Source organism: Pedobacter nototheniae (assembly GCF_032678625.1).
Taxonomy (GTDB): Bacteria; Bacteroidota; Bacteroidia; order Sphingobacteriales; family Sphingobacteriaceae; genus Pedobacter; species Pedobacter nototheniae_A.
Map to the genome: position 1 here is coordinate 833,445 of NZ_JAVTSO010000001.1, position 25,417 is coordinate 858,861.

The following is a 25,417-nucleotide window of genomic DNA, read 5'->3' on the forward strand; positions in this document are numbered from 1 at the left end:
TTTAAACAAAAACAAAGAAATTCTACAATTATGAAATATAGAAAATTAGGTAAAACAGAAGAGCAACTTTCGGCATTAGGTTTAGGTTGCATGGGTATGAGTTTCGCTTATGGCCCTACGGACGATGATGAGTCTATCGCTACATTGCATAAAGCGTTGGATTTAGGTGTAAATTTTTGGGATACAGCCGATATGTATGCAAATGGCGATAATGAAGCCCTTATATCAAAGGTATTAGTTCCGAACCGAGACAAAATTTTTATTGCTACCAAATTTGGTTTTAGATTTAAAGGCGACGAAGCCAGCCCGAGCAACTCTGCCAATACGTATTTTGATGGCTCTCCGGCTTATGTTAAAACTGCTGTAGAAAAAAGCCTGAAAAGGCTTAAAATTGACACCATTGATCTTTATTATGCGCATAGAATAGACCCTAATGTGCCCGTTGAAGATATGGTTGGTGCAATGGCCGAATTGGTAAAAGAAGGCAAGGTTAGGCACTTAGGTTTGTCTGAGGCTTCGCCTGCTTCAATTAGGAAAGCACATGCTGTACACCCTATTGCAGCTTTGCAAAGTGAGTATTCTCTTTTAAGCAGAGATGTGGAAGGCGAAATTTTATCAACCATTAGAGAACTTGGCATTAGCTTAATTCCTTACAGCCCATTAGCCCGCGGGTTAGTAACCAATACTTTTACCAATGTAGCTGATTTGGCCGAAACGGATTTTAGAAGAACCTTACCACGCTATCAGGAGGCGTATGCCGATAATAACCAAAAACTGGTTGAGGGCTTTGCAACCATAGCAAAAGATAAAAGCTGTACCCCTGCTCAATTGGCCCTTGCGTGGGTATTAGGCCAGGGTGATGATATTATTCCGATTCCAGGGACTAAAAAAAGAAAATACCTGGAAGAAAATGTTGGTGCGCTGAATGTTAATTTATCAGCAGATGATTTTAAAACCATTGACAATCTTTTAAAGCAGTTTCCAAACACTGGCGCAAGATATAGCGAAGGGGCTTTAAAAATGGTTAATAAATAGATTTCAAATGTAAAAGGGCCGGAATTAATTCCGGCCCTTTTATTATTCTATCTTTCTGAAGAACGACTACATTAAATTAGGCTAAATTTCTGCCCGCATTCACAATACCAAATACCGTTCTAACGGCCAGCTTCTCTAAAGCATGCTGCTCTTTCTCGTTATGATCGTGCTGTAATTTCTCCAAAGCAAAATGCTGAATCAAAACCAGCGGAAGAATAATTTTTTCGCGGGTTGCTATAGATTTTTTATCTACAGGATAATTCGCCATTAAAGTTGGCTGTCCTGATAATTTTAAGAGCATCTCCTTCGCTAATTCAAACTCATCATGTAATTGAGTCCAAAAAGCACCAAACTCCTTGTCGCCCGCCAAATGGGCCGTAATGGTAAAGTCTGATTTACTCATGCTCATCATACAATTATCTACGATGGTTTTTAAGTAATCAGAATCCTGATAAACTTTAACCACTTTACTCCAGTTGCCCGCCTTTTCCTGGTTTTTTAAAGATGTACCCATGCCATAAAAACCCGGTACATTTTGCTTTAACATGCTCCAGGCAGTTACAAAGCTAATGGCCCTTAAATCTTCCAGTTTCATTTCGCCACCGCCATTTCTTTTTACCGGTCTGCTGCTGATGTTTACCTGCGACAATAATTTTAAAGGAGATAGTTTTTCCAGGTAACTTACAAAAAGCGGATGTTCGCGTAAATCAACAAAGGCTTTGTAACTGTCTTCGGCCATTTCATCTAAAAGAGTTTTATTTTCCTCATCCAAAAGGATATTGTGTTTTTCTTTTAGGCCCGAAGTAAGCCCCGCGTTAATCAATTGCTCGATGTTAAATTCGGCACTTTCCACTGAGCCATACTGAGAACTAATGGTTTGCCCCTGTACGGTTAACTGCATGTTTTTATTGGCAATTTCTTTCCCCATGGAAGCATAAAAACGATGTGTTTTACCACCGCCACGTGCAGGTGGTCCGCCACGCCCATCAAAAAATGCCAGCTGAATATTGTGTTTTTCAGATATAGCCGTTAAGGAGGTTTTTCCGTTAAATATAGACCAGTTGGCCATCAAATATCCGCCATCTTTTGTACTGTCAGAATAGCCAAGCATAATGTGCTGCTTGTTTCCCCTATTGGCTAAATGTGCTTTATAAAACGGATTGCTATATAGGGTATCCATGATTTTAGCAGCCCCTTTTAAATCCGTTACGGTTTCGAAAAGAGGTACAAAATCAATGGTCAAATTATCTTTGCTCCAACCGTTCCAAAGAAATAATTCTACCAGCTGCAGAATATCAGTGGCTTGCTGGCAATTGCTGATGATGAACCTGTGGCAGGCTTTTTCACCATTGCGTTTTTGAATGCCTTTAATTTCTTTTATTGTCTGGATGGTATCTTCAATCAGGTCATCAGATTCTGTTGCATAATTAATGCTGGCTTCTTTAAACGAAATAATTTTAATTTTTTCATCTTCTGACAGCTGATCGTAATCAGCAGGGTACAGTGAAGAAATGGGTTTATTTTGCCTGCAATAGGCATGAACGTTGCGCAATACGCGGCTATCCTGGCGAATATCAAGTGAAGCGAAGTAATTGCCATATAAATCAACCTTTCTGATCAAATCATTTACCAGGTCTACAAATAAGCCATCGTGTTCTACGAGTAGAGTATCCTTAATTTTATTTAAATTTTCCCTTAGTGCGTCAGAAATATCTTCGATTTCGCAGGTTTGATCAAAAGCATTTTTATAAAGCACATCGTGTAAAATGGCAATATTTTCTTCAACTCCCCTAAAGGTAATGCGGCGTTTAATTACCCTGAAATCGCGGTAATAACAACGGAAAAGGATTTGACGTAGCATTTTAGAAACTTCCAGGGTGGTATCGGCATGGATATTTGGGTTGCCATCTCTATCGCCACCAGGCCAAAACCCCAGTTCTAAAATTTTCTTGGTTTCTAAATTATATTCATCCAGGTTCTGATCTATTTCTTCCTGGATATTAGCCGCAGCAAAATAAAAGGTGTTTTCTAAAAACCAGGCTAAATTTAAAGCCTCATCCACGGGTGTAGGTGATTTTTTATTGAAAAACGGTGTTTTACCCAATTGCTGTAAAAGCGAGTTCATGGCCGTAATGTTGTTGTCTCTTATTGCCGAAGTTAAATCGGTAATAATGGCTAAAACGCTGCCAGGATAAAACTGCGTAGGGTGCGCGGTTAATACCAGGCGCAACGAAAGCTCGTCAATAAGCTTTTCTATTTTAGCCAGGGCCGTTTTATTATCCACATTTTTTTTAAGGATAAAAGAAAGTGTACTTTGCTCATCAGTTGTGTTTAGCTTGGTAAAAGAAGCATCTTCAACCGCATCAAAAAGAACCACCTGACGCTCGATATATTGAATAAAACGGAACAGCAAATCAACAATATCGGTATTTTCTTTATAGCTGGTGTATTTCGCAAAAAACTCTTCAATTATTTGGGCAGGTTTCTGGTTTTGCTTAATTCCTTCTTCGCAACTCTTAAAAAACAAAGGCAATAAGGTTCCTGTATCCTTAATCTTGTAAAATGGAAGGGTTAGAAAAAGACTGTTAAAAAGCTCAAATTTTGAGATGACCTCATTGTTAAAAATGGATTCCCGCTGAGTTGTTAAACGAAGTTTAGGCATAGCTTAATCAATAGTTTTGTATATGGTAATACTACAAAAAATGCTTAAACTATGAAAATTAACGGGCCAACAATTTGGATAATTGTAGAATAAATTTTAATTTTAGAATCTTATTTGGGTATTTGATACTTGAATAAGAACATTTGCAATGTTTAAGGGCATTGCATTGATTGTTAATTTTTTGGGTTAAAACAGCCGATCTAATAAAATAGACCGGCTGTTTTTATTTATTGCCAATTTTAAAGGCTTTTTGTTGCCAACTTAATGTACATCGGCAGGAATCTCTACATTTTTCTTAAACTTTTGAAGATATAGCAGAGGGATTGAGAATAGCATAATTAATCCTGCCACCCAATAAGCATCATCATAAGTTAATAGCATCGTTTGTCTGGTTACAATTCCTTCCATGGCTTTTGCCGCCATGATTTTTGCATCCATAAAACCTTGCCCTTTTGCCATAAATCCTTTAATTAAAATATTAAAACGCTCTACAAAAGCAGGGTTATAATCATTAACATTAGTTAAAAGGTTACTTCTGTGAAAACCTGAGCGAATGTGGATTAAAGTTGTTAAAGCTGCAATACCAAACGATCCACCCAGTTGACGCATCATGTTGTTTAAGCCTGAACCCTGACCAATTTCGGGGCCTTTCAAATCCTGAATGGCCAATGTTGTTAAAGGTACAAACAGTAAAGCCATACCAACACCGCGGATAACCAAAGGTAAAAAGAAATCACCCGTTCCCGATTGCAGGGTAGAATTGCTCAACATCCAGCAAAAAACGAAGAACAAAAACATTCCTATGGTTGCCATAAACTGAGCCGGAATTCCCTTTTTAAGCATAATACCAATAAATGGCATCATAACAATGGTACATAAACCACCGGGGAATAAAAGCTCTCCGGTTTGTAAAGCCGAGAAGCCCAACAGGTTTTGACAAAAAACGGGAAACACGAATACTGAACCATACAAACCAAACCCCAGGATAAAAGAGGTAAACATACCCACAGAGAAACTTCTGTGGCGCATAATTTTAAAGTTCACAATTGGGTGATCTGTGGTTGTTTCTCTCCATATGAAAAGTAATAAACCAAAAACCGAAGCCGCTGCCAAAGCTGTAATATATGGCGTTGCAAACCAATCTTCGCTCTCTCCTTTTTCTAACACCGTTTGTAAACTACCTACTGCAATTGCCAGTAATGCAATTCCCCACCAATCGACAGGTTGACCCTGCCCTTCTTTCGGGGTAGCCCGCACAAAGGTATATGTACAGTAGGCGGCGAGTATTCCGACGGGAATATTTACATAAAATATCCACGGCCAGGAGCTGATATCCAAAATATATCCACCAATGGTTGGCCCAACAGTAGGTCCCACAACTGCACCCAAACCAAATAAGGCTGTTGCAATACCCACATCTTCACGTGGCCAGGTTTCAATTAAAATGGCTTGTGCGGTTGATATTAAACCACCACCGGCAAGGCCCTGTATAATCCGGAATAAAATTAACTCGTTTAATGATGTAGCGTTACCGCATAAAAAAGAAACGAGTGTAAAAACAATAATGGAGGTAAGGAAATAATTTTTCCTGCCGAACCGGTTTCCCAGCCAGCCAGACATGGGCAATACGATAACGTTTGCTACCGCATAGCCTGTAGAAAGCCAGGCAACATCCTCCAATGTAGCGCCCAGGTTTCCTTGTATTTGTGGAATTGCTACGTTTACGATTGTTGTATCAATCAACTCCAATAATGAAGCTGTGATTACCGTAAAAGTAATAACCCACTTTTTTAAACCTACTTCGGCCATTTTAATTTTTATTTAGTAGATACTGATGCTTTAACGCTCATTCCTGGACGTAACTTTGCCAATAACTCTTTTGACGGATGAATTCTGATTTTAACAGGAACACGCTGAACAACTTTAACAAAGTTACCAGTAGCATTATCAGGAGGTAATAAAGATCCTTTTGCACCAGTAATTGGAGAGAAATTATATACTTCGCCTTCAATTTTTTCATTTGGATAAGCATCAACTTCAATTTCTACCTTAGATCCTGTTTTGATTTTTTCCAATTGGGTTTCTTTAAAGTTTGCTGTTACATAAATACTTCCATCATTTACGATAGAGAATAATGATTGACCAGCCTGAACCAATTGTCCTTTTTGAACATTCTTTTTAGAAACAATACCCGAAGCCGGTGCTTTAATATCTGTATAAGATAACTGAAGTTTAGCAAAATCAATATCACTCTGGCGTTGACTGATTACATTGCTGCTTACTGCCAGTTGCGATTGAGTGGTACCTACTTGTTTAACCGCAGCATTGTATTGATCCTGTGCGGCCTGATAAGCTGCCAAAGCAGATTGTTTTGCCGCTTCTGCTGATTCTTTATTCGCCTTTGCCTGATCGAAAGCCTGTTGTGTTATCGAGCCATCTTTAACCAGGTTTTCATAACGATTATAATCTTTCTGTGCTAAATTTACTTTAACCGTTGCAGCCTGAACATTTGATTTTGCTGCATCAACGTTTGCTTTTGCTGTTCCGGTATTGGCTTGGGTAGCCGCAATCTGCGATTCTGCAACGCCAACTCCAGCACTGGCACCTTTTTGACCAGATTGCGCCTGTTCTAATTTTACTTTGTAATCGTTGTCATCAAGCTTAACTAAAACCTGCCCTTCGGCTACATGGGTATTTTCTTCAAAATTAATATCCTTTACATAACCGCCAACACGGGCAACAACAGGACTGATATCTCCATCAATCTGCGCATCATCCGTATCTACGTGTTTGCTATAATAATTCCACTCTGTGATACCAAATACCACACCTATTATTAGTAAAACACCTAAAATGATGGGTACTACTAAGTTCTTTTTTTTCTTTTCAGTTGTCATTGCCGTATTTATTGCGTTATTTTTCCTGTTGATTTTAGTAATGTATAGTAAGCCAAACCTGCGTCGGCTTTAGCTATTTCTAAGTTTATTTTTGCCTGGTATAATAAAGTTTCTGCATCGATACGATCGGTTACAGAAGCCACATTATTTTTATATTTTGAGGCCAATAATTTATCATTTTCAGTTGCCTGTGCGATGGAAGTTTCTAAAACTTTAATCTTATCAATGGCAACCTGATAGTTTTGGTAATTTTTATTAATGTCGGTTTTTACCTGATCGGATAATATATCTTTCTGAATGGTAATTTCGCTTTGCTGAATTTTAGCTTCTGAAACTTTATTTCTATTGGTCCAAATGCTGCCGATGTTCCAGCTAACTGTTGCGCCTAAAGTAACCGGAAGCAGGTATTGATTTACCGGCGGAATAAAATTACCGCTTGGGTTAATGTAATATAAATTTGCACCCACACCTACCGTAGGTAAAGTATTGGCTTTTATCGTTTTGATATTAAAATCAGCCACCTTATTTTGCACATCAAGCTGTTTCAGTTCCTGGCGGTTTGCCATTGCCACACCAATATAATCGTTTAATGCGCCGGCTACTTTTAACCCTCCATCCGGATCTGCAATTTTAACTTCAGTATCCTCTGGCAAGCCCAGCAAAATATCCAGGTTATAATTAATAATCTTACGGTTACTTTCGATATCCATTTCGGTTAACGAAACATTTGCCTGTTGCAGTTGAAAACGAAGAACATCGTTTTTAGTTACAATCCCCTGATCAAAAAAGCGCTGCGCCTGTTTAATTTGGGCCGCTATTGATTCTAAATTTTGATTAACAACTTTTTTGCTTTGCAACACTTTATATAAATTATAATAAGTGTTAATTACAGCATAGGTAATTTCTTCCTTGCTTTTATCGGCATCTAAACGCGCTACATCAGCCAATAATTTGGTTGATTCTTTGGCATATCTTAATTTACCACCTCCGTAAACCAATTCCTGCACTGCAGCCGTACCTACAAAAGCATCTGCTCTTTTAGGCAATTGTAATGATGACCCTCCTCCTGGCAAAGTAAAAGTACTGGTCGGAATTTCAGCGTGGTTATACATAAAACTTGCATTTGCTGTTGGCAAAGCATTGTCTTTTACAATCGCCAGCTGGGCAACAGCCTGGTCTATTTTGTTTTGAGAGAGTTTTAAATTTTTACTATTGGCTATGCCAAGTTCTATTGCCTGGTTGATGTTTAATTCCTTCGTGCTTTGTGCAAATAAAGCTGCAGGAATTAATGATGCCGCAAGCATTAATCTAATTGATTTGGGTATCATCTTTTTGTTGTTAAATAAACTGTTGTTAAATCTTGTAAATGAGTTATTGCCCGCTCTTTGATCATTTTTTTATCTTTCGGATTATTCAGATCGAAGTGAGAGCAGGGCATTACTTTATTTGGCGCAATAACGATATTGGTAACGGTGCCCATAATGGTGGCAATTACCATCCTAACATCAACTTTGTTAAAGCTGCCATCCTCAATACCATCTGTTATTATTCGATCTATAAGCTGCATGTTCTGGCTCATGGCATCTTTAATCTTATCGTACATTTCCGGCCTTTGAGTTAAAGATAATTCCCTGTGCATCATTTTATGAAATGCCGGATTATTAAGAATTCTGTTTACATAACCCTCAATAACTTTGTGCAGTTTCTCTAATGATGAAATTTTATCTTCATTGATGATTTTTAACTGAGATGCAAAGCCCGCAATACGGTCGTTCATAATCTCTACAAAAACACCTTCCTTAGAACCGAAATAGTAGTTAATCATTGCCATATTTGCTCCAGATTCTTTCGCAATCTGGCGAGTAGAGGTACCTTCATACCCCGTTTCGCAAAACAACTTTTCAGCTGCTTCAAGAATGGCTTGTTTTTTATCTATCTTTTCTGTTTTCATTTCTTTTTGACGACACAAAATTAATCAAACGATTGATTAATTACCAAATGTTTATATACATCTTTTACATTTCCTTGATAAAACCCTAAGTTTGATGTAAATAATCTTTCCTGCTTATGAGAATTGACCGCTTGACCTTTTTGGCTTTTATATTTTCACTGCTCCTGTTTTCGTCCTTTAGTGCCCAAAAAAAGGAAGCTCAAAGCTGGATCAGGATAAATTTATTAGGCTACCCCACCCAATCGGTTAAGGTTGCCGTTTGGGCAAGTAAAACCGGCGAAAGCCCAACTCGTTTTGAAATTATTGAAAAAGAGGGCTCAAAAGTGGTGTATGCATCAACAAATATTAAGATTTTTGGTGCATACGGTCCGTTTACCGAAACAGCCCGTTTAAATTTTTCTGATTTCGAATTAAAAGGCCAGTTCTACATCAGGGCCAATGGTGTTTTATCTCCACTCCTGTTAATAAATGATGATGTTTATAAAGGTGCGGCAGATTTTTGCCTGCGCTATATGCGCCAGCAACGCAGTGGCTTTAACCCTTATTTGAAAGACAGCTGCCATACGCATGATGGCTTTGTTTTATACGGGCAAAAAGCCGGCCTAAAAGACAGTACACATTTTAATGCTTCGGGTGGCTGGCACGATGCCAGTGATTACCTGCAATACAGCACAACATCTGCCAATGCTGCTTATCATTTATTAATGGCTTACCGCGATTTTCCGCAGGTATTTGGAGATGAAAAACAAGCAAATGGCCTGGATGGAAAAAACGGAATTGCAGATGTTTTGGATGAGGCAAAATGGGGCCTCGACTGGCTCCTTAAAATGCACCCTGAAAAGAACATCATGTTTAACCAACTGGCCGATGACCGCGACCACTTGGCCATGCGGATTCCGAAAGAAGATAACCAATATGGGAAAGGCTTTGAGCGCCCGCTGTATTTTATAACAGGCGAGCCACAACAAAGAGGAAAGTTTTTGAACAACACCACCGGTACCAGTTCTACTGCCGCTAAATTTAGCAGCGCATTTAATTTAGGTGCTGTTTTATTTAAAGATCAAGACCGCAGATATGCTCAGCTGCTTAATCAAAAAGCAAAAACGGCCTGGGATTTTGCTTTACAAAAACCTGGCGTTACCCAAACGGTTTCGGTTAAATCGCCATACATATACGCCGAAGACAACTGGGTAGACGATATGGAACTGGCGGCAGCTTTAGGTTTTAAAAAAGATAAGGCTTTAAAATACGCTGAAATGGAAAAAACAACGCCCTGGATGTTGAAGGATACCGCTGCGCATTATCAGTACTACCCATTTATTAACCTGGGCCACTACGAACTGGCGAAACAACTGCGGGGCAAAGAGAAAAATAAAATTACTGATTATTATAAACAAGGCATTGAGCAAGTATGGAACAGGGCAAAAGAAAATGCTTTTTATCGTGGTGTTCCTTTTGTTTGGTGCAGCAACAATTTAACGGTTGCCTTTGCCATGCAATGTAATTGGTATGCAGACTTAACAGCAAGCGATACCTTCGCTGAACTGGAACAGGCAAATTTTGACTGGATATTGGGCTGCAATCCCTGGGGAACGAGCATGGTTTATGGCCTACCCAGCTGGGGCGATACTCCGATTGATCCACATTCGGCATTTACCCATTTAAAAAATTATCCTATAGATGGTGGCTTGGTTGATGGCCCGGTTTATACGAACATTTACAAAGGGTTGATTGGCATAAAATTATCTGATGCAGATGAATATGCCCCATTTCAAAGCAACTTGGCTGTTTACCATGATGACTATGGGGATTACAGCACCAACGAGCCAACGATGGATGGAACTGCTTCGTTAATTTATTTATTGGCGGCAAAGGAGGCGCAATCCAAGCCAAAAAAGTATTAGCCCCGGTGCGAGGGGGCGAAACCGTTAGTTTAGGTGCCACCATTCGCGGCGATTCTTTAAAGAAAAAAATTGCCTTGGTTTTTACAGGTGATGAATTTGCTGATGGAGCAGATTTAATTAAAAAAGCCCTGTTAGCCGAAAACATAAAGGCTTCTTTCTTTTTAACCGGAAATTTTTATCGAAATACCCATTTCAAAAACTTAATTATAACATTGAAGAAAGATGGTCATTATTTAGGCCCTCATTCCGACCAGCATTTGTTGTATTGTGATTGGAATAACCGGGATAGCCTTTTAGTTACCCCACAGGAATTTGAAAAGGATTTAAACACAAATTATAAAGTAATGGCTTCCTTTGGGATAAACAGAACCTCGGCCAGATTTTTTCTGCCCCCGTATGAGTGGTACAATAAAACAATTGCTTCTTGGACAGCAAAGGCCAACTTAAAACTGGTTAATTTTACACCAGGAACCCGGTCAAACGCCGACTACACCTACCCTGAAATGGGAAAATCTTACCGCAGCAGTGATGAAATTTTTCAATCTATCGTTAAATACAACGAATCAAAACCAAATGGTTTAAACGGATTTATTTTGTTATTACATATTGGTACAGACCCCAGGAGAACAGATAAATTTTACAGGAGACTTCCTGAATTAATTAACTATTTAAAAGAGAATGATTATGAATTGGTCAGAATTGATCATTTATTAAAGGATTAAATTATTATCTCAAATTAAAATTTAAAATAAATATTAACTTTGCCTCCAAATAATAAAAAACATGAGTGTACAAGAAAACAGCAGCAACAATTTTAACTGGCTTTATTATGCTTTGGGTTTAATCTTCGGTGTTTTAACCGCAGTAATCATTACTCAGAGTTATATTTTTGCTTTCTTAGGTGCTATATTAGGTTTGTTATCAGCAGGCTTATTTTTAAACGCCATTGTAAAAGGCAGAAAATACTAATTCTTAGTATTTCAAATCAGAGGCTGTTTACCCCTCTATTTCATCATTTTATAAAAATAATTTCGCAGCAGATGAGGAATATCTTAATTGTTGTTTTCGCTTTTTTATGTTTTGGATTAAAGGCTCAGGAAGCCACAAAAGACGAAGTTAAATTTGCTGCAGCCGACCCAAGTCCTGCAGACATTCTTTACTTTCCGCTAAATGCACCAAAGGCTAAAAGCGAAGATCTTTCCAAACCTGTAATAAAGGTTATCTATTCACGTCCACAAAAAAAAGGACGTGAAATTTTTGGTGTTCTGGAGCAATACGGTAAAGTTTGGCGTTTTGGAGCCAATGAAAATACAGAAATTAAATTTTTCGAAAAAGTAAGTATTGGAGGCAAAAAAATAAAGGCCGGTACTTATAGCTTATTCGCCATTCCGGATAAGGATAAATGGTTTATTATTATCAATAAACAAACAGATAAATGGGGTGCTTTTAGTTATGACCAATCTAAGGATGTTGTCCGTGTAGAGCTACCCGTTAAAACTTTAACCAAGCCAATAGAATTTTTCTCTTTAACTTTTGTTAAAACAGATAAAGGTGCTAACCTGATTGCTGGGTGGGACAAAACACAGGTTGAACTTCCAATATTATTCTAAAACTTCGAGCATCGATTCTTCCTCTATGTAAGGTTATGGGCTTTACCCCGTGCCTGCATGGGTATGCTTTGTAACATTAATCAGTTGTAAGGAACTAATTACTAAGTGGTTTTGTATATTTGGTTTGAGCGAATACTATAATTTAAATAGTATGGCTTTTAACCAAATCGTTTTAATAACAACCTAACTTAAAAAACAAAACCATGAAAAATTTAAAAGAATCCCAAAAATTATCGCGAGCGGCGCTTAAAAACGTAATGGGTGGTGGTAAAATACCACCTGCAGGCTGTAGCTGTTTTTGCTACATTGGCAATGTAAAATCAAACCACTCTTGTACAACCTATTGTGCTGATGGTTCAATACCAGGTTTAGAATCGGGTGCTGATGGCGGATCTGGTGCAGATTGTGGAACACCAAAACCTTTAAATTAGTACCTCCATCATTGTATATAAAAATTAAAGCCCTTAGAAATGCTAAGGGCTTTAATTTTTTAAGTTATTTCGCCAGCCATAAACGGATCTGTAGTTGTTATTTCTCCGGTTTCTATTTTTCCGGCATAACGGTGTTTAAATAAGGTATTACCCGTTTGCAGAATACTGAAATCGTACCAGTTGCCATTTTTAGCTACATTAAGCACCACCATTGTAGTCGATTTTGGCTTTACGACTACATTTTGGCTCGTTGCCTTGTATTTATTGTCTACAACCTGTAATGTAACGGGTAGAGAACCTTTATTTTCGAAAGAAAAAACAAGGCTACCGGTTAACTTTTTTGTAACCAGTCCGTTTTGCTCCGGAAAAGCCTTGATGCTTAAATGGCCGCTCTTTTTATCTCCTTTAAATAATCTGTAAAAACCGTTAGGCCCTGTTACCGAGAAATCGTATAGGTTATTATCAAAATCATCCAGGCTAATTTTATCTTTTATTACATCGCCTGCTTTAACCGCATAAGCCCATACTTTTCCTTCAACGCCTTTAAATTTCGAAACCGTACTCATATTAAATGGCGCTCCAATGGTTTCTGTCTCGCTGCCAAATAAGGTTTTTATAGATTTGAAAGTAAGCTCAACCTCATTATTTATTATTTCTGCATCAATCGTTAAGTGGTATGGTAAAGCGCAGGCCGGCTTGGCACCTTTTTCCTGTTTCGGCATATGTGCTGATGTTTGTACCGAAAAACCTTCGTTTTTGTTGATTTTAGCCACTTCGTTCCGGTTTAATGCCGTTGGGCCAACCTGGGCGGGTTTATTTTTAGCGTTACCAATATTGGTAACCACAACCTCACGCTTTAAGGGTTCGGGAGATTTTATCGCTTCACCATTGTAAGGCCTGAAAACTGAAGTTAAATCGCCTGAAATAGCCCTTCTCCAATCACTAATGTTATTGCTTTTTACTGTTTTACCTGTTTTTTTGGTTAGCCATTTTTCCATAAACATCAATGAAGAGGTATGGTCTAAAACCTGCGAATTTACAAAACCACCTTTACTCCAGGGCGAGGCAATAACCATTGGCACACGATAGCCCATTCCAATCGGGCTACCCTTTCGGGCTTCAAAATCAGTTGCATAATTAATACCCGGCGATACTTTTCCGCTCGACGGATCATTAGGATTTGGCACGACAAACGGTGGCTGATGATCAAAATATCCATCATTTTCATCATAGGTTAAAACGAAAATGGTTTTCTTCCAAACTTCCGGGTTTTTAGTTAAAATATCCAAAGCTTCGCTTACATACCAGGTTCCATATAGTGGCGAGCTGGTATGATCTGAAAAACGTTGCGGAGCAACCAGCCAGGATACCGGAGGAAGTTTTCCGCTGTCTACATCTTTTCTGAATTGGTGAAAAATATCGCCTTTTGGTATGTTTATAGTTTCCGGTTCGCCTTTATCATTTGTAAAAGTAAACGGTGCAAGCTCTAAATAATCAGCCTGGTCGATATTGGTTTGGAAAGCTTTATCAATCAGATTTTTTTCCTTCCGGGAAAGCTTGTCGTATTTGGCCTGAACTTCTTTAGCACTTAAAGCAGGTTTAACAGTGTTGTCTCCGTTTTTCCTGAAATAAGCAGATAATTTAACATTATGCCTGCTCACGTATTCCAGCGGATTATCACCATAATTCCCTAACCAATCATCAATCTCGCCCTCGGGAAGCTTGGATGTCCAGAGTTCGTTTTGGTAAACCCTCCAGTCAATTCCATTATCTTCCAGCGTTTCCTGAAAGGTAGGCCAGTCTACAAATACATTATTTTGCGATTCTGCCTGGTCGTTATTAACTACGGCTATTTTATTTTCGCTTTTTTCGCCCCTGATCGTTCCTGTAAAGAAAAATAATCGGTTTGGTGTTGTTCCGGTTAAAGAAGAGCAAAAATGTTGATCACACACCGTAAAAGCATCTGCCATGGCGTAATAGAAAGGAATATCATTTCTATCATAATGCGCTAATGTCATTGGCGATTTAACAGGTAACCATTTATCATAACGGCCGCCATTTCTGGCCGCAACCTGATCGTTCCACGAATGTGGCAAACCACCTTGCCAGGTAATTTTGGTTTTATTAATGTCTACATGAAAAGGCGCATACGTGTAGCCCGCCAAATCTTTTTGCAGCCAAACTTTATTTCCATCGGGTTGGATATGCGGATGCGGGTCATTAAAACCCCTTACGCCTTTCATTGCACCAAACATATGGTCGAATGATCGGTTTTCCTGCATTAAAAATACAATGTGTTCCGCATCGTAAAATGTGCTCCCGGGTTCGGGATTGATTGACATGGCTTTGAGTACTGAGCTGGGCAAGGCATTGGCCATACCCGTAGCACCGGCAAATAATGCTGCCTTTTTTAAAAATTCTCTACGTGAGTCCATAATTTATACAATATAGCTTAGATATTGCAATTTAGACAAAGCCTGTTAATTTAAAAAGATGTAATGAGATTGATGCAAATTCAATTGACCATTCGACGCAGAAATTATAATGCAAAATATAAGATGAAATCATAATCCACCTTATATTGTATCCTGTTCTATTTCTGGTATACCCTTACATAATCTACTTTCATGGTGGCAGGATATACAGATTCATCAATTCCCTTCATTCCACCCCAGTTACCACCTACAGCCAGGTTTAAAATGACGTGGAAGTTTTGATCAAACGGCCATTCTCCAGCACCTTTGCCCGAATTTTTAAAGGTTAAAAATTTTTGATCGTCTACATAGAAATCTATTTTATCCTTAAACCATTCTACGGCATAAACATGGTAAGCCGTGTAAAGATTTTCCATTTTAATCCCTTTAGTTACCTGGGTATGGATAACATGGTTAAATTTCTCGGTATGCACACTACCGTAAACGGTATCAGGATCAAAACCAACATGCTCCATAATGTCTATTTCTCCACTTTTTGGCCAGTTTCCATATTTCCAATCCGTTGGCAGCATCCATATTGCAGGCCACAGGCCTCTTCCTTTGGGTAAAATTGCCCTTACTTCTACACGGCCGTATTTAAAATCGAATTTATTTTTACTCACCAAACGAGCAGAAGTATAATGGTTCTTTTCTTTATCTGCTTTAACGGCTATAATGTTCAGGTTACCTTTTTTAACAACCGCGTTAGTGGTATCTGCTTCAGTGTAATACTGCAATTCGTTATTTCCCCAACCATTTCCGCCGATGTCATAATTCCAGTTTTTAGTCAGCGGCAAACCTTTATCGTTAAACTCATCTGCCCATTTAAGCTTCCAGCCTAAGGCTATAGGTGCTTTTTTTATTTCTTCGAAAAGCAATTCGGGTTCATTAGTGGTAATGTATTCTACACGATGCGCCAAAAGCCATTGCATTTCAGGAACTGTATTAACCGTCCACGCATTTACAGTTAAACCTAATTTCTGGGCATTTTCAATCCAGTTATCTTTCTGGTAAACACTATAATAATAATCAGCTCCGGTTAACTGATCTGCCTTTAATTGCTCGACTGTTTTATCGCCATTTAAGTAAGCAACTTTAGCCTTTGGCAATAGCTCCAATACCCGTTTACAATAATCATAATCGAAACTGATGTATTCTACCCAATCAACGGCTTTCAGTTTTTGAACCATTTCTATTGATTTATTGGTTACATCAATACCACGGGCTTTACTAATTAAGGAGGGCTTTATTTCTAAAATAAGTTTGGTGGTGGTTTGCTTTTTTCCTGCAAGGAGATAGCTTTCTAAAGTTGGAATTTTTTCCCCGTTAGACATTGTTTTGGTCAGCAAATCGGCATAGGTTACTTTTTCTATCGTTAAACCCTGAAATTCAGGATCGTGGTTTACAACCAAAACCTGGTCTGATGTCATCCATACATCAAATTCAGAACCATAGCAACCAATTTTAACCGCTTCATTTAAAGAGGCGATTGAATTTTGCGGAAAGTTATTTTTTTTCCAGGCTCCGCGGTGGGCAATAACCTGGTTTTTATTCCAGTTAAATTTTTGGGCAAAAGATGCTGATGTTACCATCATGATTAATAAAAGAGTAGAAAAAGATTTCATCGTATTTGGGATCATTTCAATAAATCCAAAAATAGACTATTTATGTAAATCAGAAGTTAACTTTATGATGTTGTTACATTAACGTAAATATACACCAACGCAGCATTATTATTTCCGTCAAAGGCTTTTGCCGTTATTTATTATTTTTTCTTTTTATCCAGTCCATATATTTTTACATTTACAAATATGGCTGGCAATAACTATAACGAGCTGATTAAAAAGATAGATGAGTTTATCCGAAAGTTTTATTTAAATAAGATTTTACGGGGAAGCATTTACGTAGCTGCAATCTTATTGGCTTTATACCTGCTCGTTTTCCTTAGTTTATACTACCTTCATCCGGGTGCGGGCTTAAAAACCTTTATCTTTTTTACTTATCTTTTAGTTGGTGCTTTTCTTATTTGTATTTTAATTGTGAAACCCCTAATGGCCATGCTAAAATTAGGGAAACACCTTTCTTTTGACGAAGCCTCTGTTATTATTGGAAATCATTTTGCGGATATAAAAGATAAATTGCTTAATACATTACAATTACACCAACAAGCAGAGAAATTACCTGAAAATAATCAACTGATTTTAGCCAGTATTGACCAGAAAATATTAGAATTAAAACCGGTTCCTTTTTACACCGCTGTTAGAATTAACGACAACCGTAAATACCTGAAGTATCTGTTTATCCCACTTTCAATTATTCTGATTATCGGCATCATCGCTCCAGCCATTTTAAAGGAAGGTACCAACAGCTTTTTTAAGTACAATGAATACATTGCACCTAAGGCACCATTTAATTTTAGCTTATTAAACAAGAAATTAACAGTTACGCAGGGTGATGATTTAGTGCTCAATTTGAAATTATCGGGCAACGAATTACCTCAGGAGATTTATGTTGAAGATGGAAAAAACACGTACAAACTCGAAAAAATAAACATCAACCAGTTTAACTACCTGATAAAAAACATTCAGAACGATAAAAAATTAGTTTTCAAAGGCGGTGGTTTTAGCTCTTCTACCTTTAGTATTGCGGTAAAACCGCGCCCCGAATTGCTAAATGTTACCGCAACCTTAAATTATCCGACTTACCTGGGCAAAAATAATGAAGAAATTTCCAATGTAGGTGATATGCTTTTACCGGAAGGAACAAAAGTAACCTGGAATTTTAAAACAGCTAAAAGCAATGGCCTGTTGTTTACCTTTAATGGAACGGAGCATCTTTTAACGGTAAAGAATAACGAATCTGGGTTTAATGCTACCTTAAAAACGAACGCTAAATACAGCATTACACCCAAAAATGAGTTTATAACCCTTAGTGATTCTCTCTCTCACCAGATTACAGTTATAAAAGATCAATCGCCCGAAATTTCTGTAGAAGAAAAACCCGATTCAGCGAGTAATAAAATGTTATACTTTTCAGGTCAGGTTACCGATGATTATGGTTTTAGCCGTTTAAGCTTTAAATACAACATTAAAGAGAACAACAAAATTATTGGTACCGTAACCAAAAACATTCCTATAAAAAGCAATATCCCTGAAAATCGGTTTTTCTATTTCTGGGATCTAAAATCGGCTGCATTAAAACCTGGCCAAAGCCTGGAATATTATTTTGAAGTGGCCGATAATGATGCCGTAAATGGCGCAAAAATTACCCGTTCGGAAATTAAAACCTTTAAACAGCCGAGCAAAAAAGAAACAGCCGAGCAAATAAATGCAAGCAACCAGGCCTTAAAGCAAAAAATGCAATCTGCCATCCGCCTTGCCTCTACCATAGAAAAGGAAAGTAAAAAAGTTGCCGAAAGTTTGATTGATAAAAAACAAATCTCTTTTGAGGATAAAAAGCAAATTGAGCAATTGCTCGATAAACAAAAACAACTTGAAGAAGCTGTTAAAGAAATCAAAGATTTAAATGAGAAGAATGGGCAGCAAAAACAAGAAGATCAACAACAAAATGAAGACCTCTTAGAAAAACAAAAACAGATTAAAGATTTGTTTGACAATGTTTTAGATGAGAAAACTAAAGACTTATTGCAAAAACTTCAAAATTTGATGAATGAGCGCAATAAAGATCAGACCAAAAACGAGCTTTCGAAAATGCAGCTGGACAATAAAACGCTTAAAAATGAATTAGACCGTATTTTAGAGCTCTACAAACAACTTGAATTTGAGCAAAATCTTCAGAATGATATTGACAGGCTGAATGAACTGGCGAAACAACAAAAAGAGTTAAGCGAGCAAACCAAAGATAAAAAACAGGATAACAATACTTTAAAAGAAAAACAGGATGCTTTAAATAAAGAACTTAACGACCTTAAAAAGGACATTAAAGACCTGGAGAAAAAGAATGAGGGTTTAGAGCGCCCAAACCCATTCGAGAATCCTGAAAAGGATATGCAGGATATTCAGAAAGAACAACAGGACAGTAAAGATGCCTTAGATAAAAAGGACTCAAAAGAGGCCAGTCAAAAACAGCAAAAGGCGGCAGAGCAAATGGAAAAACTTTCCAAAAAGATGAGTGACATGCAGCAGCAAGGTGAAGAAATGGAAAACAACCTGAACGCTAAAGAATTACGTCGCCTACTCGAAAACCTTTTAAATACTTCATTTGAGCAAGAAAAGGTTATGTTAACGCTAAAAAAAATGACATCTGCCGATCCTTCTTACATTGGCAACGTTCAAAAACAACGTAACATTAAAGACAACCTTAAAACCATTGCCGATAGTTTGTATGCGTTAAGTAAAAGGGTTCCGCAGATAGAATCAACCGTTAACGAGGAGATGAATAAAATAAACTTCAACCTCGATAAAAGTTTAGAAAGTTTGGGCGAAAGAAGAACCCCGGAGGCCAATCGTTATCAGCAATTTACCATGACTTCGATCAACAATTTAACGTTAATGCTGAGCGAAGCTTTAAATCAGTTGCAAAATATGTCCAAAAACTCCAAGGGTGGAAAAGGCAAACAAAAGCAAGGAATGAAACAGCTTTCGCAAATGCAGGACCAGCTAAATAAAAGCATGCAGAAAGCCAGGGAGCAAATGCAAAAACCTGGTAACCAGGGCACTGTAGGAAAAGGCGAAATGAGTAAGGAGTTTGGAAAAATGGCACAGCAACAGCAAATGATCAGACAGGCGCTTGAAAAAATAAACAGAGAAGATAATAAAGACGGCACGGGTAAAATGGGCAACCTGAACGAGGCGATTAAGGAAATGAAACAAACAGAATCTGATTTGGTGAATAAGCGTTTACAACAGGAAACCATGCAGCGCCAGAAAGAACTGTTAACTAAACTTTTAGATGCCGAAAAAGCAGAGCGCGATCAGGACGAAGACAGTAAGAGAGAAAGTAAAGCAGCCAAAGAGTTCCCTCCTGCTTATCAAAAAATGATTGATGAGTATAAAAAACAGCAACAAAACGGAACAGATATGCTGCAAAAACTCCCACCATCTTTAAATTATTATTACAAAAATAAAATTGCCGAGTATTTAAAGTCTTTGAATATAAGGCAATAAATCTGCCATGTGCGTTACCCTGGATTTATTTTAGTGTCTTTTAAAAAAAACCTGTAAATCGAATCGTCATAGAAGTTCGTATTGTAATTTGATTTCAGTACCGCATGTTTAAATAGGACAAAATTATATTTGCTAAATTTGCATCATAAATTATAAAATTATGCCTGCAATACAGTTTTTCCCGGAAGAAATCAGCTACAATCTGCCTCAAAAAATTAAAATCAGAAAGTGGCTTAAAGCTTCAATAGAAAAGGAAGGCTATAAATTACAGGAACTCAATTTTATTTTCTGTAGCGACGAATATTTGCTGGGCATAAATCAACAATACTTAAACCACGATACCTATACGGATATTATTACTTTCGATAACGCTGAAGAAGAAAAACTGATTGTAAGCGATATCTTCATTAGCATTGAACGTGTAAAGGAAAATGCCAAAACTTTTAAAACCGACGAGTTTGATGAGGTTTGCCGCATCATGATTCATGGAACATTACATCTGCTGGGTTTTAAGGATAAAGGAAAAGCGGCAAAAACTTTAATGACTCAAAAAGAGGATCAATACCTTGCTTTAAGAGCCGAATTTGGGCTGATATAAGCGTTCTGATCCATTTTTCCTATTACAGAGGCGCATCACGCTTGCTTAACAAATTTCCCGCATGATCAATGTCTTAGATGACATCACGGCAAGCAGGTCTGCCTATTGATCTTGATGTAAATTTGCAATTAACACCCAACAAGTCCAAACCCCCATTTCTTCGTTCAGCTTTTAAGCCAGCATGGTCAATGTTTCGGTTGGCACTGAAAAAGCTTAACCAGTAACTTTAAAAGAAAGATTGCAAGCCGGCAGTTTTTGTTTCTTTTTGCTGTCAAAAAGAAAACAAGCCCCCGCGGCCAGCGGATAAATAGTATTGTCTTAGCCAGACGGGCTTTGTACCTTTTTCTTAACAAAAAGGTACCCAAAAGTCAAGGCTTGCACCCTTCCTTGAATAGCAGCATCAGAATTCCAATCCCGGCAATATGAGGCTTAGGCCTTTTCACCTCCCAACGCCCGCTGCATATTCCCTTGGTTATTAGAAACATTAAAGTTTATTCAAGAATTCTAATATGCTCTCCTACGAAATGCTGCTATGCCGATGGCGTGCTTGGGTTAAAGCAGTAGAAAATTAAAGCTGGTTTAGCATGACCACCCAACAAGGCCTAACTACTATTTCTCCGTTCAGCTTTTAAACCGGCATGGTCAATGTTTCGGATGGCACTGAAAAAGCCTCACCACTAACTTTGAAAGAAAGATTGCGAGCCGGCAGTTTTTGTTTCTTTTTGCTGTCAAAAAGAAAACAAGCCCCGCGGTCAGCAGAATAATTGTCTTAGCCAGACAGGCTTCGTACCTTTTTCTTAACAAAAAGGTATCCAAAAGTCAAGGCTTGCACCCTTCCTTGAATAGCAGCATCAGAATTCCGATCCCGGCAATATGAGGCTTAGGCCTTTTCACCTCCCAACGCCCGCTGCATATTCCCTTGGCTATTCAAAGTATGAAAGGGAATACAAGAATTCTAATGTGCTTTTCTGCGAAATGCTGCTATGCCGGAGAAGTGCTTAGGTTAAAACAATAGAGAATTTAAAGTTAGTTCAGCATGATGTACAATTGCAATTAACACCCAACAAGGCCTAACTACTATTTCTCCGTTCAGCTTTTAAACCGGCATGGTCAATGTTTCGGCTGGTACTGAAAAAGCTCACCAATAACTTTAAAAGAAAGATTGCAAGCCGGCAGTTTTTGTTTCTTTTTGCTGTCAAAAAGAAAACAGCCCCCGCGGCCAGCGGAATAATTGTCTTAGCCAGACAGGCTTCGTACCTTTTTCTTAACAAAAAGGTACCCAAAAGTCAAGGCTTGCACCCTTTCTTGAATAGCAGCATCAGAATTCCGATCGCGGCAATATGAGGCTTAGGCCTTTTCACCTCCCAACGCCCGCTGCATATTCCCTTGGTTATTAGAAACATTAAAGTTTATTCAAGAATTCTAATATGCTCTCCTACGAAATGCTGCTATGCCGGTGGCGTGCTTGGGTTAAAGCAGTAGAAAATTAAAGCTGGTTTAGCATGACCACCCAGCAAGGCCAAAGCACGACTTCTTCGTTCAGCTTTAAACCGGCATGGTCAATGTTTCGGCTCGCACTGAGAAAGCCTCACCAATAACTTTAAAAGAAAGATTGCGAGCCGGCAGTTTTTTGTTTCTTTTTGCTGTCAAAAAGAAAACAGCCCCCGCGGCCAGCGGATAAATACATTATCTCAATAGAAAAATTCTACTTCCTTTACCAAAAATCACTGAATAAAACTTCAAAACATCTTTACAATTCAAAATTTCTCCTCCCGTTCGTCTAATAATTACTGGCGTTCGTCTATAATTAACTCACGCTGGTATAATACAGCCAAATCACGTGAAACGTTTCCCAACAACCCACGTCTTATATTCAAAACAACAACAAAAAGATTTAAAAAATTAAAAATATACAGTTATGAAAACTTCTATCAAAACATTATTCGCAACAGCTTTAACCGCAATCGTTTTAACTTCAGCAACAACCGTTAAAGCCACTGAAAACAATTCAAACTACACCAACATTACTTCGGTTAAAAACATTACCAAAATTAACATTAGTGGAAATGTAAAATTAATCTTAGTTCAGGATGCTAAAGAAAGTGTTCAGGTTTATGACAGCTATTACACCAAAAATGCTTTAGTTCAACAACAAGATGGCGAGCTTCGCATTAGTTCTTTCAATAAAGAAACGCTTACCGTAATTGCGCATGTAAATAACATCTCTTCAATAGAAGCATCAAACAACTCAAGTGTGAGTACCAGTGGTAGCTTTAATTTATTAAACCTAAAAGTTTCACTAAACGATTTAGCAAGCGCAGATATCAATACAAATACGGTAAACTTAAATACAATTGTGAATAACGGAGCCTCTTTAAAATTGAGCGGAACTACTGAAAGTTACACCGCTGTGTTAGGCACAATTGCTAAATTAAATATGAACGACTTTTCAGCAGCCGACAGCAATGTAAGCACAGCAGCCGTACATACTTATACCGCTTCTCGTTACGAAGATTTAAAAGTTGATTTATTAGAATCTTTATTCTAATCCGTCACATCAAAGATAAAGTTTAGTTTTAGTTAATGATCAAACAGCGGAGGAGCGATTCCTCCAGCTGTTTCTTTTTTTAAAGCCAATTCATATTCAAAATTGAGCTAATACAACAAGATTAAGATCGATTTTTGAGAAATCGTTCCGATTTAATCGATTATGATGCAATTATTACTTCAATATAAGTAGTTGATTTGTAATAAGCTTTTTCCGGGTTTCTATATCCTAATATTTTATACTTACTTTTGCAATAATTTTCTTTTATAAAAATCCGAAACACTTTGAGCACTTTAATTGCGGCAGAAGGCTTGGGTCATGGTTATCATGACGAATGGCTATTTAAAAATTTAACCCTGGGTATTAATTCCGGACAACGCGTTGCGCTTGTTGGTATTAATGGTGCGGGTAAGAGTACATTATTAAAATTACTTGCGGAAAGATTCCCACCCCTCGAGGGCAAAATTGTAAAAAATAAAGCAGTTAAAATTGGTTTTTTAGATCAGGATCCCCAGTTCAATGAAGGCGATTCTATCAGTGATTTTATCTTCTCTTTAGATAACAAACAGCAACAATTAATAAAAGAATACGAGGAATTAATTGAAAACCCTAATCCCGACGAAAGAACACTTAACCGTTTATACGAGGAATTGAGTGAACATAATGCCTGGGAATATGAGCATGAGATTAAAACCATTTTAAGTAGAATGGGCATTACTCGTTTACAGCAAAAAATTTCTACCCTATCGGGTGGTCAGAAGAAACGATTAGCCCTAGCTAAACTTTTAATCGAAGACCCGGAAATTTTAGTTTTAGATGAGCCTACTAACCATTTAGATATTGATACGATTGAGTGGCTGGAAAAACTATTAACCACCGGACAAAAAACAATCTTACTGGTTACGCACGATCGCTACTTTTTAGATAATGTTTGCAATACCATTGTAGAGTTAGATCGTGGTAAGATTTATAATTATAACGGAAACTACGCTTACTTCTTAGAAAAGAAAGCCGAGAGAGAAGCATCAGATGCAACGGTTTTACATAAGAACCAACAGCTATTAAAGAAAGAATTAGAGTGGATGCGCAGGATGCCACAGGCTCGTGCTACTAAATCTCAGGCCAGGATTGACGCTTTCTATGACTTAGAGGAAAAATCAAAGAAAAAGACTGATAATCAGAGTATTACACTAAAAGTTAAGATGTCTCGCCAAGGCGGGAAGATTATTGAGCTGGATCATGTTAAACAATCCTTCGATGGCCGTAACATTATAAACGATTTCAGTTATACATTTAAGAAAGCAGACAGAATTGGTTTAGCTGGTAAAAACGGAACGGGAAAATCTACATTATTAAACATCATCACAAGTCATTTAGTACCCGAAGGTGGGAAAGTAGAAACTGGTGAAACGACTGTTTTTGGATATTATAAGCAAGGCGGTTTATCTTTCGATCCAAAAGAAAGAGTAATTGATATTGTAAAATCAGATGCCGAATACATTAAAATGGCCGACGGTTCAATCATCACTGCTTCGCAATTATTAACGCTTTTTCTTTTTCCGCCAAAGAAACAACATGGCATGGTGGAGAAATTAAGCGGAGGTGAAAAGAAACGTTTACACCTGATGAAGGTATTAATGCAGAACCCAAACTTCTTAATTTTAGATGAACCGACCAACGATTTGGACATTGATACCCTAAACGTTTTGGAAGAATTTTTAGAAAACTTCCCGGGTGTTTTGATGTTGGTTTCTCACGACAGGTACCTGCTTGATAAAATGAGTGATCAGCTTTTCATCATGGAAGGCGAAGGCGTAGTTAAAATTTATAATGGGAATTACTCTGAATATAGGATAAGCTTAGATCAGCCAAAGGTTAAAGTTGAAACAAAAAAAACCTCTGCCCCTACTTCTGAAGTTCCGGTTACGGCTGCAAGAAAATTAAGTTTTAAGGAACAAAAAGAATTAGAAGATAGTGAAAAAGCAATGACTTCAACAGAGGAAAAGATTGCCGTATTAACTCAAAGTTTAATTAAAATAGACGCGACAGATTATATTAAAATTCAGGAAGTGACAAAAGAAATCGATTCTTTAAAAGCCGAACTTGATGAATATACTTTGCGTTGGATGGAGCTTTCAGAATAAAAAAAGAACAATTCTAAAACTGTTTTTACGTTTATGT

The 25,417-nt window shown here is 37.8% G+C and carries 17 protein-coding genes; 10 read left to right on the top strand and 7 right to left on the bottom strand.

Annotation, left to right across the window (positions count from 1 at the left end; translation table 11 throughout):
* Positions 1-30: 30 nt before the first annotated feature.
* Positions 31-1,035, top strand: a complete 1,005-nt coding sequence (locus R2Q77_RS03840) for an aldo/keto reductase (RefSeq protein ID WP_316802381.1) — start codon at positions 31-33, stop codon at positions 1,033-1,035.
* Positions 1,036-1,111: 76 nt separating this feature from the next.
* On the opposite strand, the gene R2Q77_RS03845 is transcribed toward R2Q77_RS03840, so the two are convergent.
* From R2Q77_RS03845 to R2Q77_RS03865, 5 genes are all read right to left on the bottom strand, one after another.
* Positions 1,112-3,697: a phosphoenolpyruvate carboxylase gene (locus tag R2Q77_RS03845; RefSeq protein ID WP_316802382.1), complete on the bottom strand. Its 2,586-nt coding sequence runs from the start codon at positions 3,695-3,697 to the stop codon at positions 1,112-1,114.
* A 261-nt stretch (positions 3,698-3,958) separates the two neighbouring features.
* Positions 3,959-5,506, bottom strand: coding sequence for a DHA2 family efflux MFS transporter permease subunit (locus R2Q77_RS03850; protein ID WP_316802383.1), 1,548 nt, complete (start codon positions 5,504-5,506; stop codon positions 3,959-3,961).
* An 8-nt stretch (positions 5,507-5,514) separates the two neighbouring features.
* The gene (locus R2Q77_RS03855) at positions 5,515-6,594 is read right to left on the bottom strand and encodes an HlyD family secretion protein (RefSeq protein WP_316802384.1); all 1,080 of its coding nucleotides are present in this window, start codon (positions 6,592-6,594) and stop codon (positions 5,515-5,517) included.
* Positions 6,595-6,602: 8 nt separating this feature from the next.
* Positions 6,603-7,922 carry a TolC family protein gene (locus R2Q77_RS03860; RefSeq protein ID WP_316802385.1) on the bottom strand — a complete coding sequence of 440 codons (1,320 nt, stop codon included), beginning with the start codon at positions 7,920-7,922 and terminating at the stop codon, positions 6,603-6,605.
* Positions 7,919-8,545, bottom strand: coding sequence for a TetR/AcrR family transcriptional regulator (locus R2Q77_RS03865; RefSeq protein ID WP_316802386.1), 627 nt, complete (start codon positions 8,543-8,545; stop codon positions 7,919-7,921). The genes R2Q77_RS03860 and R2Q77_RS03865 overlap by 4 nt, the downstream gene beginning before the upstream one ends.
* A gap of 116 nt (positions 8,546-8,661) precedes the next feature.
* On the opposite strand from R2Q77_RS03865, the gene R2Q77_RS03870 reads away from it, so the two are divergent.
* From R2Q77_RS03870 to R2Q77_RS03890, 5 genes are all read left to right on the top strand, one after another.
* Positions 8,662-10,449 carry a glycoside hydrolase family 9 protein gene (locus R2Q77_RS03870; RefSeq protein ID WP_316802387.1) on the top strand — a complete coding sequence of 596 codons (1,788 nt, stop codon included), beginning with the start codon at positions 8,662-8,664 and terminating at the stop codon, positions 10,447-10,449.
* Between the two features lie 5 nt (positions 10,450-10,454).
* Complete coding sequence (locus tag R2Q77_RS03875) at positions 10,455-11,171, top strand: polysaccharide deacetylase family protein (RefSeq protein ID WP_316802388.1); 717 nt, start codon at positions 10,455-10,457, stop codon at positions 11,169-11,171.
* 61 nt (positions 11,172-11,232) lie between these two features.
* Positions 11,233-11,418 carry a hypothetical protein gene (locus R2Q77_RS03880; protein ID WP_316802389.1) on the top strand — a complete coding sequence of 62 codons (186 nt, stop codon included), beginning with the start codon at positions 11,233-11,235 and terminating at the stop codon, positions 11,416-11,418.
* Between the two features lie 71 nt (positions 11,419-11,489).
* Positions 11,490-12,059, top strand: coding sequence for a DUF2911 domain-containing protein (locus R2Q77_RS03885; protein WP_316802390.1), 570 nt, complete (start codon positions 11,490-11,492; stop codon positions 12,057-12,059).
* A 203-nt stretch (positions 12,060-12,262) separates the two neighbouring features.
* The gene (locus tag R2Q77_RS03890; protein ID WP_316802391.1) at positions 12,263-12,490 is read left to right on the top strand and encodes a hypothetical protein; all 228 of its coding nucleotides are present in this window, start codon (positions 12,263-12,265) and stop codon (positions 12,488-12,490) included.
* A 59-nt stretch (positions 12,491-12,549) separates the two neighbouring features.
* Here the strand turns inward: R2Q77_RS03890 and R2Q77_RS03895 are convergent, their stop codons facing one another.
* Together R2Q77_RS03895 and R2Q77_RS03900 are read right to left on the bottom strand one after the other, a co-directional pair.
* On the bottom strand, positions 12,550-14,925 hold the full coding sequence (locus R2Q77_RS03895; protein WP_316802392.1) for a phosphocholine-specific phospholipase C: 2,376 nt from the start codon (positions 14,923-14,925) through the stop codon (positions 12,550-12,552).
* Between the two features lie 158 nt (positions 14,926-15,083).
* A complete protein-coding gene (locus R2Q77_RS03900; RefSeq protein WP_316802393.1) occupies positions 15,084-16,559 on the bottom strand; it encodes a family 16 glycosylhydrolase in 1,476 nt (491 codons plus the stop codon).
* Between the two features lie 216 nt (positions 16,560-16,775).
* Between R2Q77_RS03900 and R2Q77_RS03905 the strand changes: the two genes are divergently transcribed.
* From R2Q77_RS03905 to R2Q77_RS03920, 4 genes are all read left to right on the top strand, one after another.
* Positions 16,776-20,090, top strand: coding sequence for a DUF4175 family protein (locus tag R2Q77_RS03905; RefSeq protein ID WP_316802394.1), 3,315 nt, complete (start codon positions 16,776-16,778; stop codon positions 20,088-20,090).
* Between the two features lie 160 nt (positions 20,091-20,250).
* Entirely contained in the window at positions 20,251-20,688 is a 438-nt protein-coding gene (gene ybeY / locus R2Q77_RS03910; protein ID WP_316802395.1) for an rRNA maturation RNase YbeY, read from the top strand.
* A 1,918-nt stretch (positions 20,689-22,606) separates the two neighbouring features.
* Complete coding sequence (locus tag R2Q77_RS03915; RefSeq protein ID WP_316802396.1) at positions 22,607-23,236, top strand: GIN domain-containing protein; 630 nt, start codon at positions 22,607-22,609, stop codon at positions 23,234-23,236.
* A gap of 284 nt (positions 23,237-23,520) precedes the next feature.
* Complete coding sequence (locus R2Q77_RS03920; protein ID WP_316802397.1) at positions 23,521-25,380, top strand: ABC-F family ATP-binding cassette domain-containing protein; 1,860 nt, start codon at positions 23,521-23,523, stop codon at positions 25,378-25,380.
* The last annotated feature ends 37 nt before the right edge of the window (positions 25,381-25,417 follow it).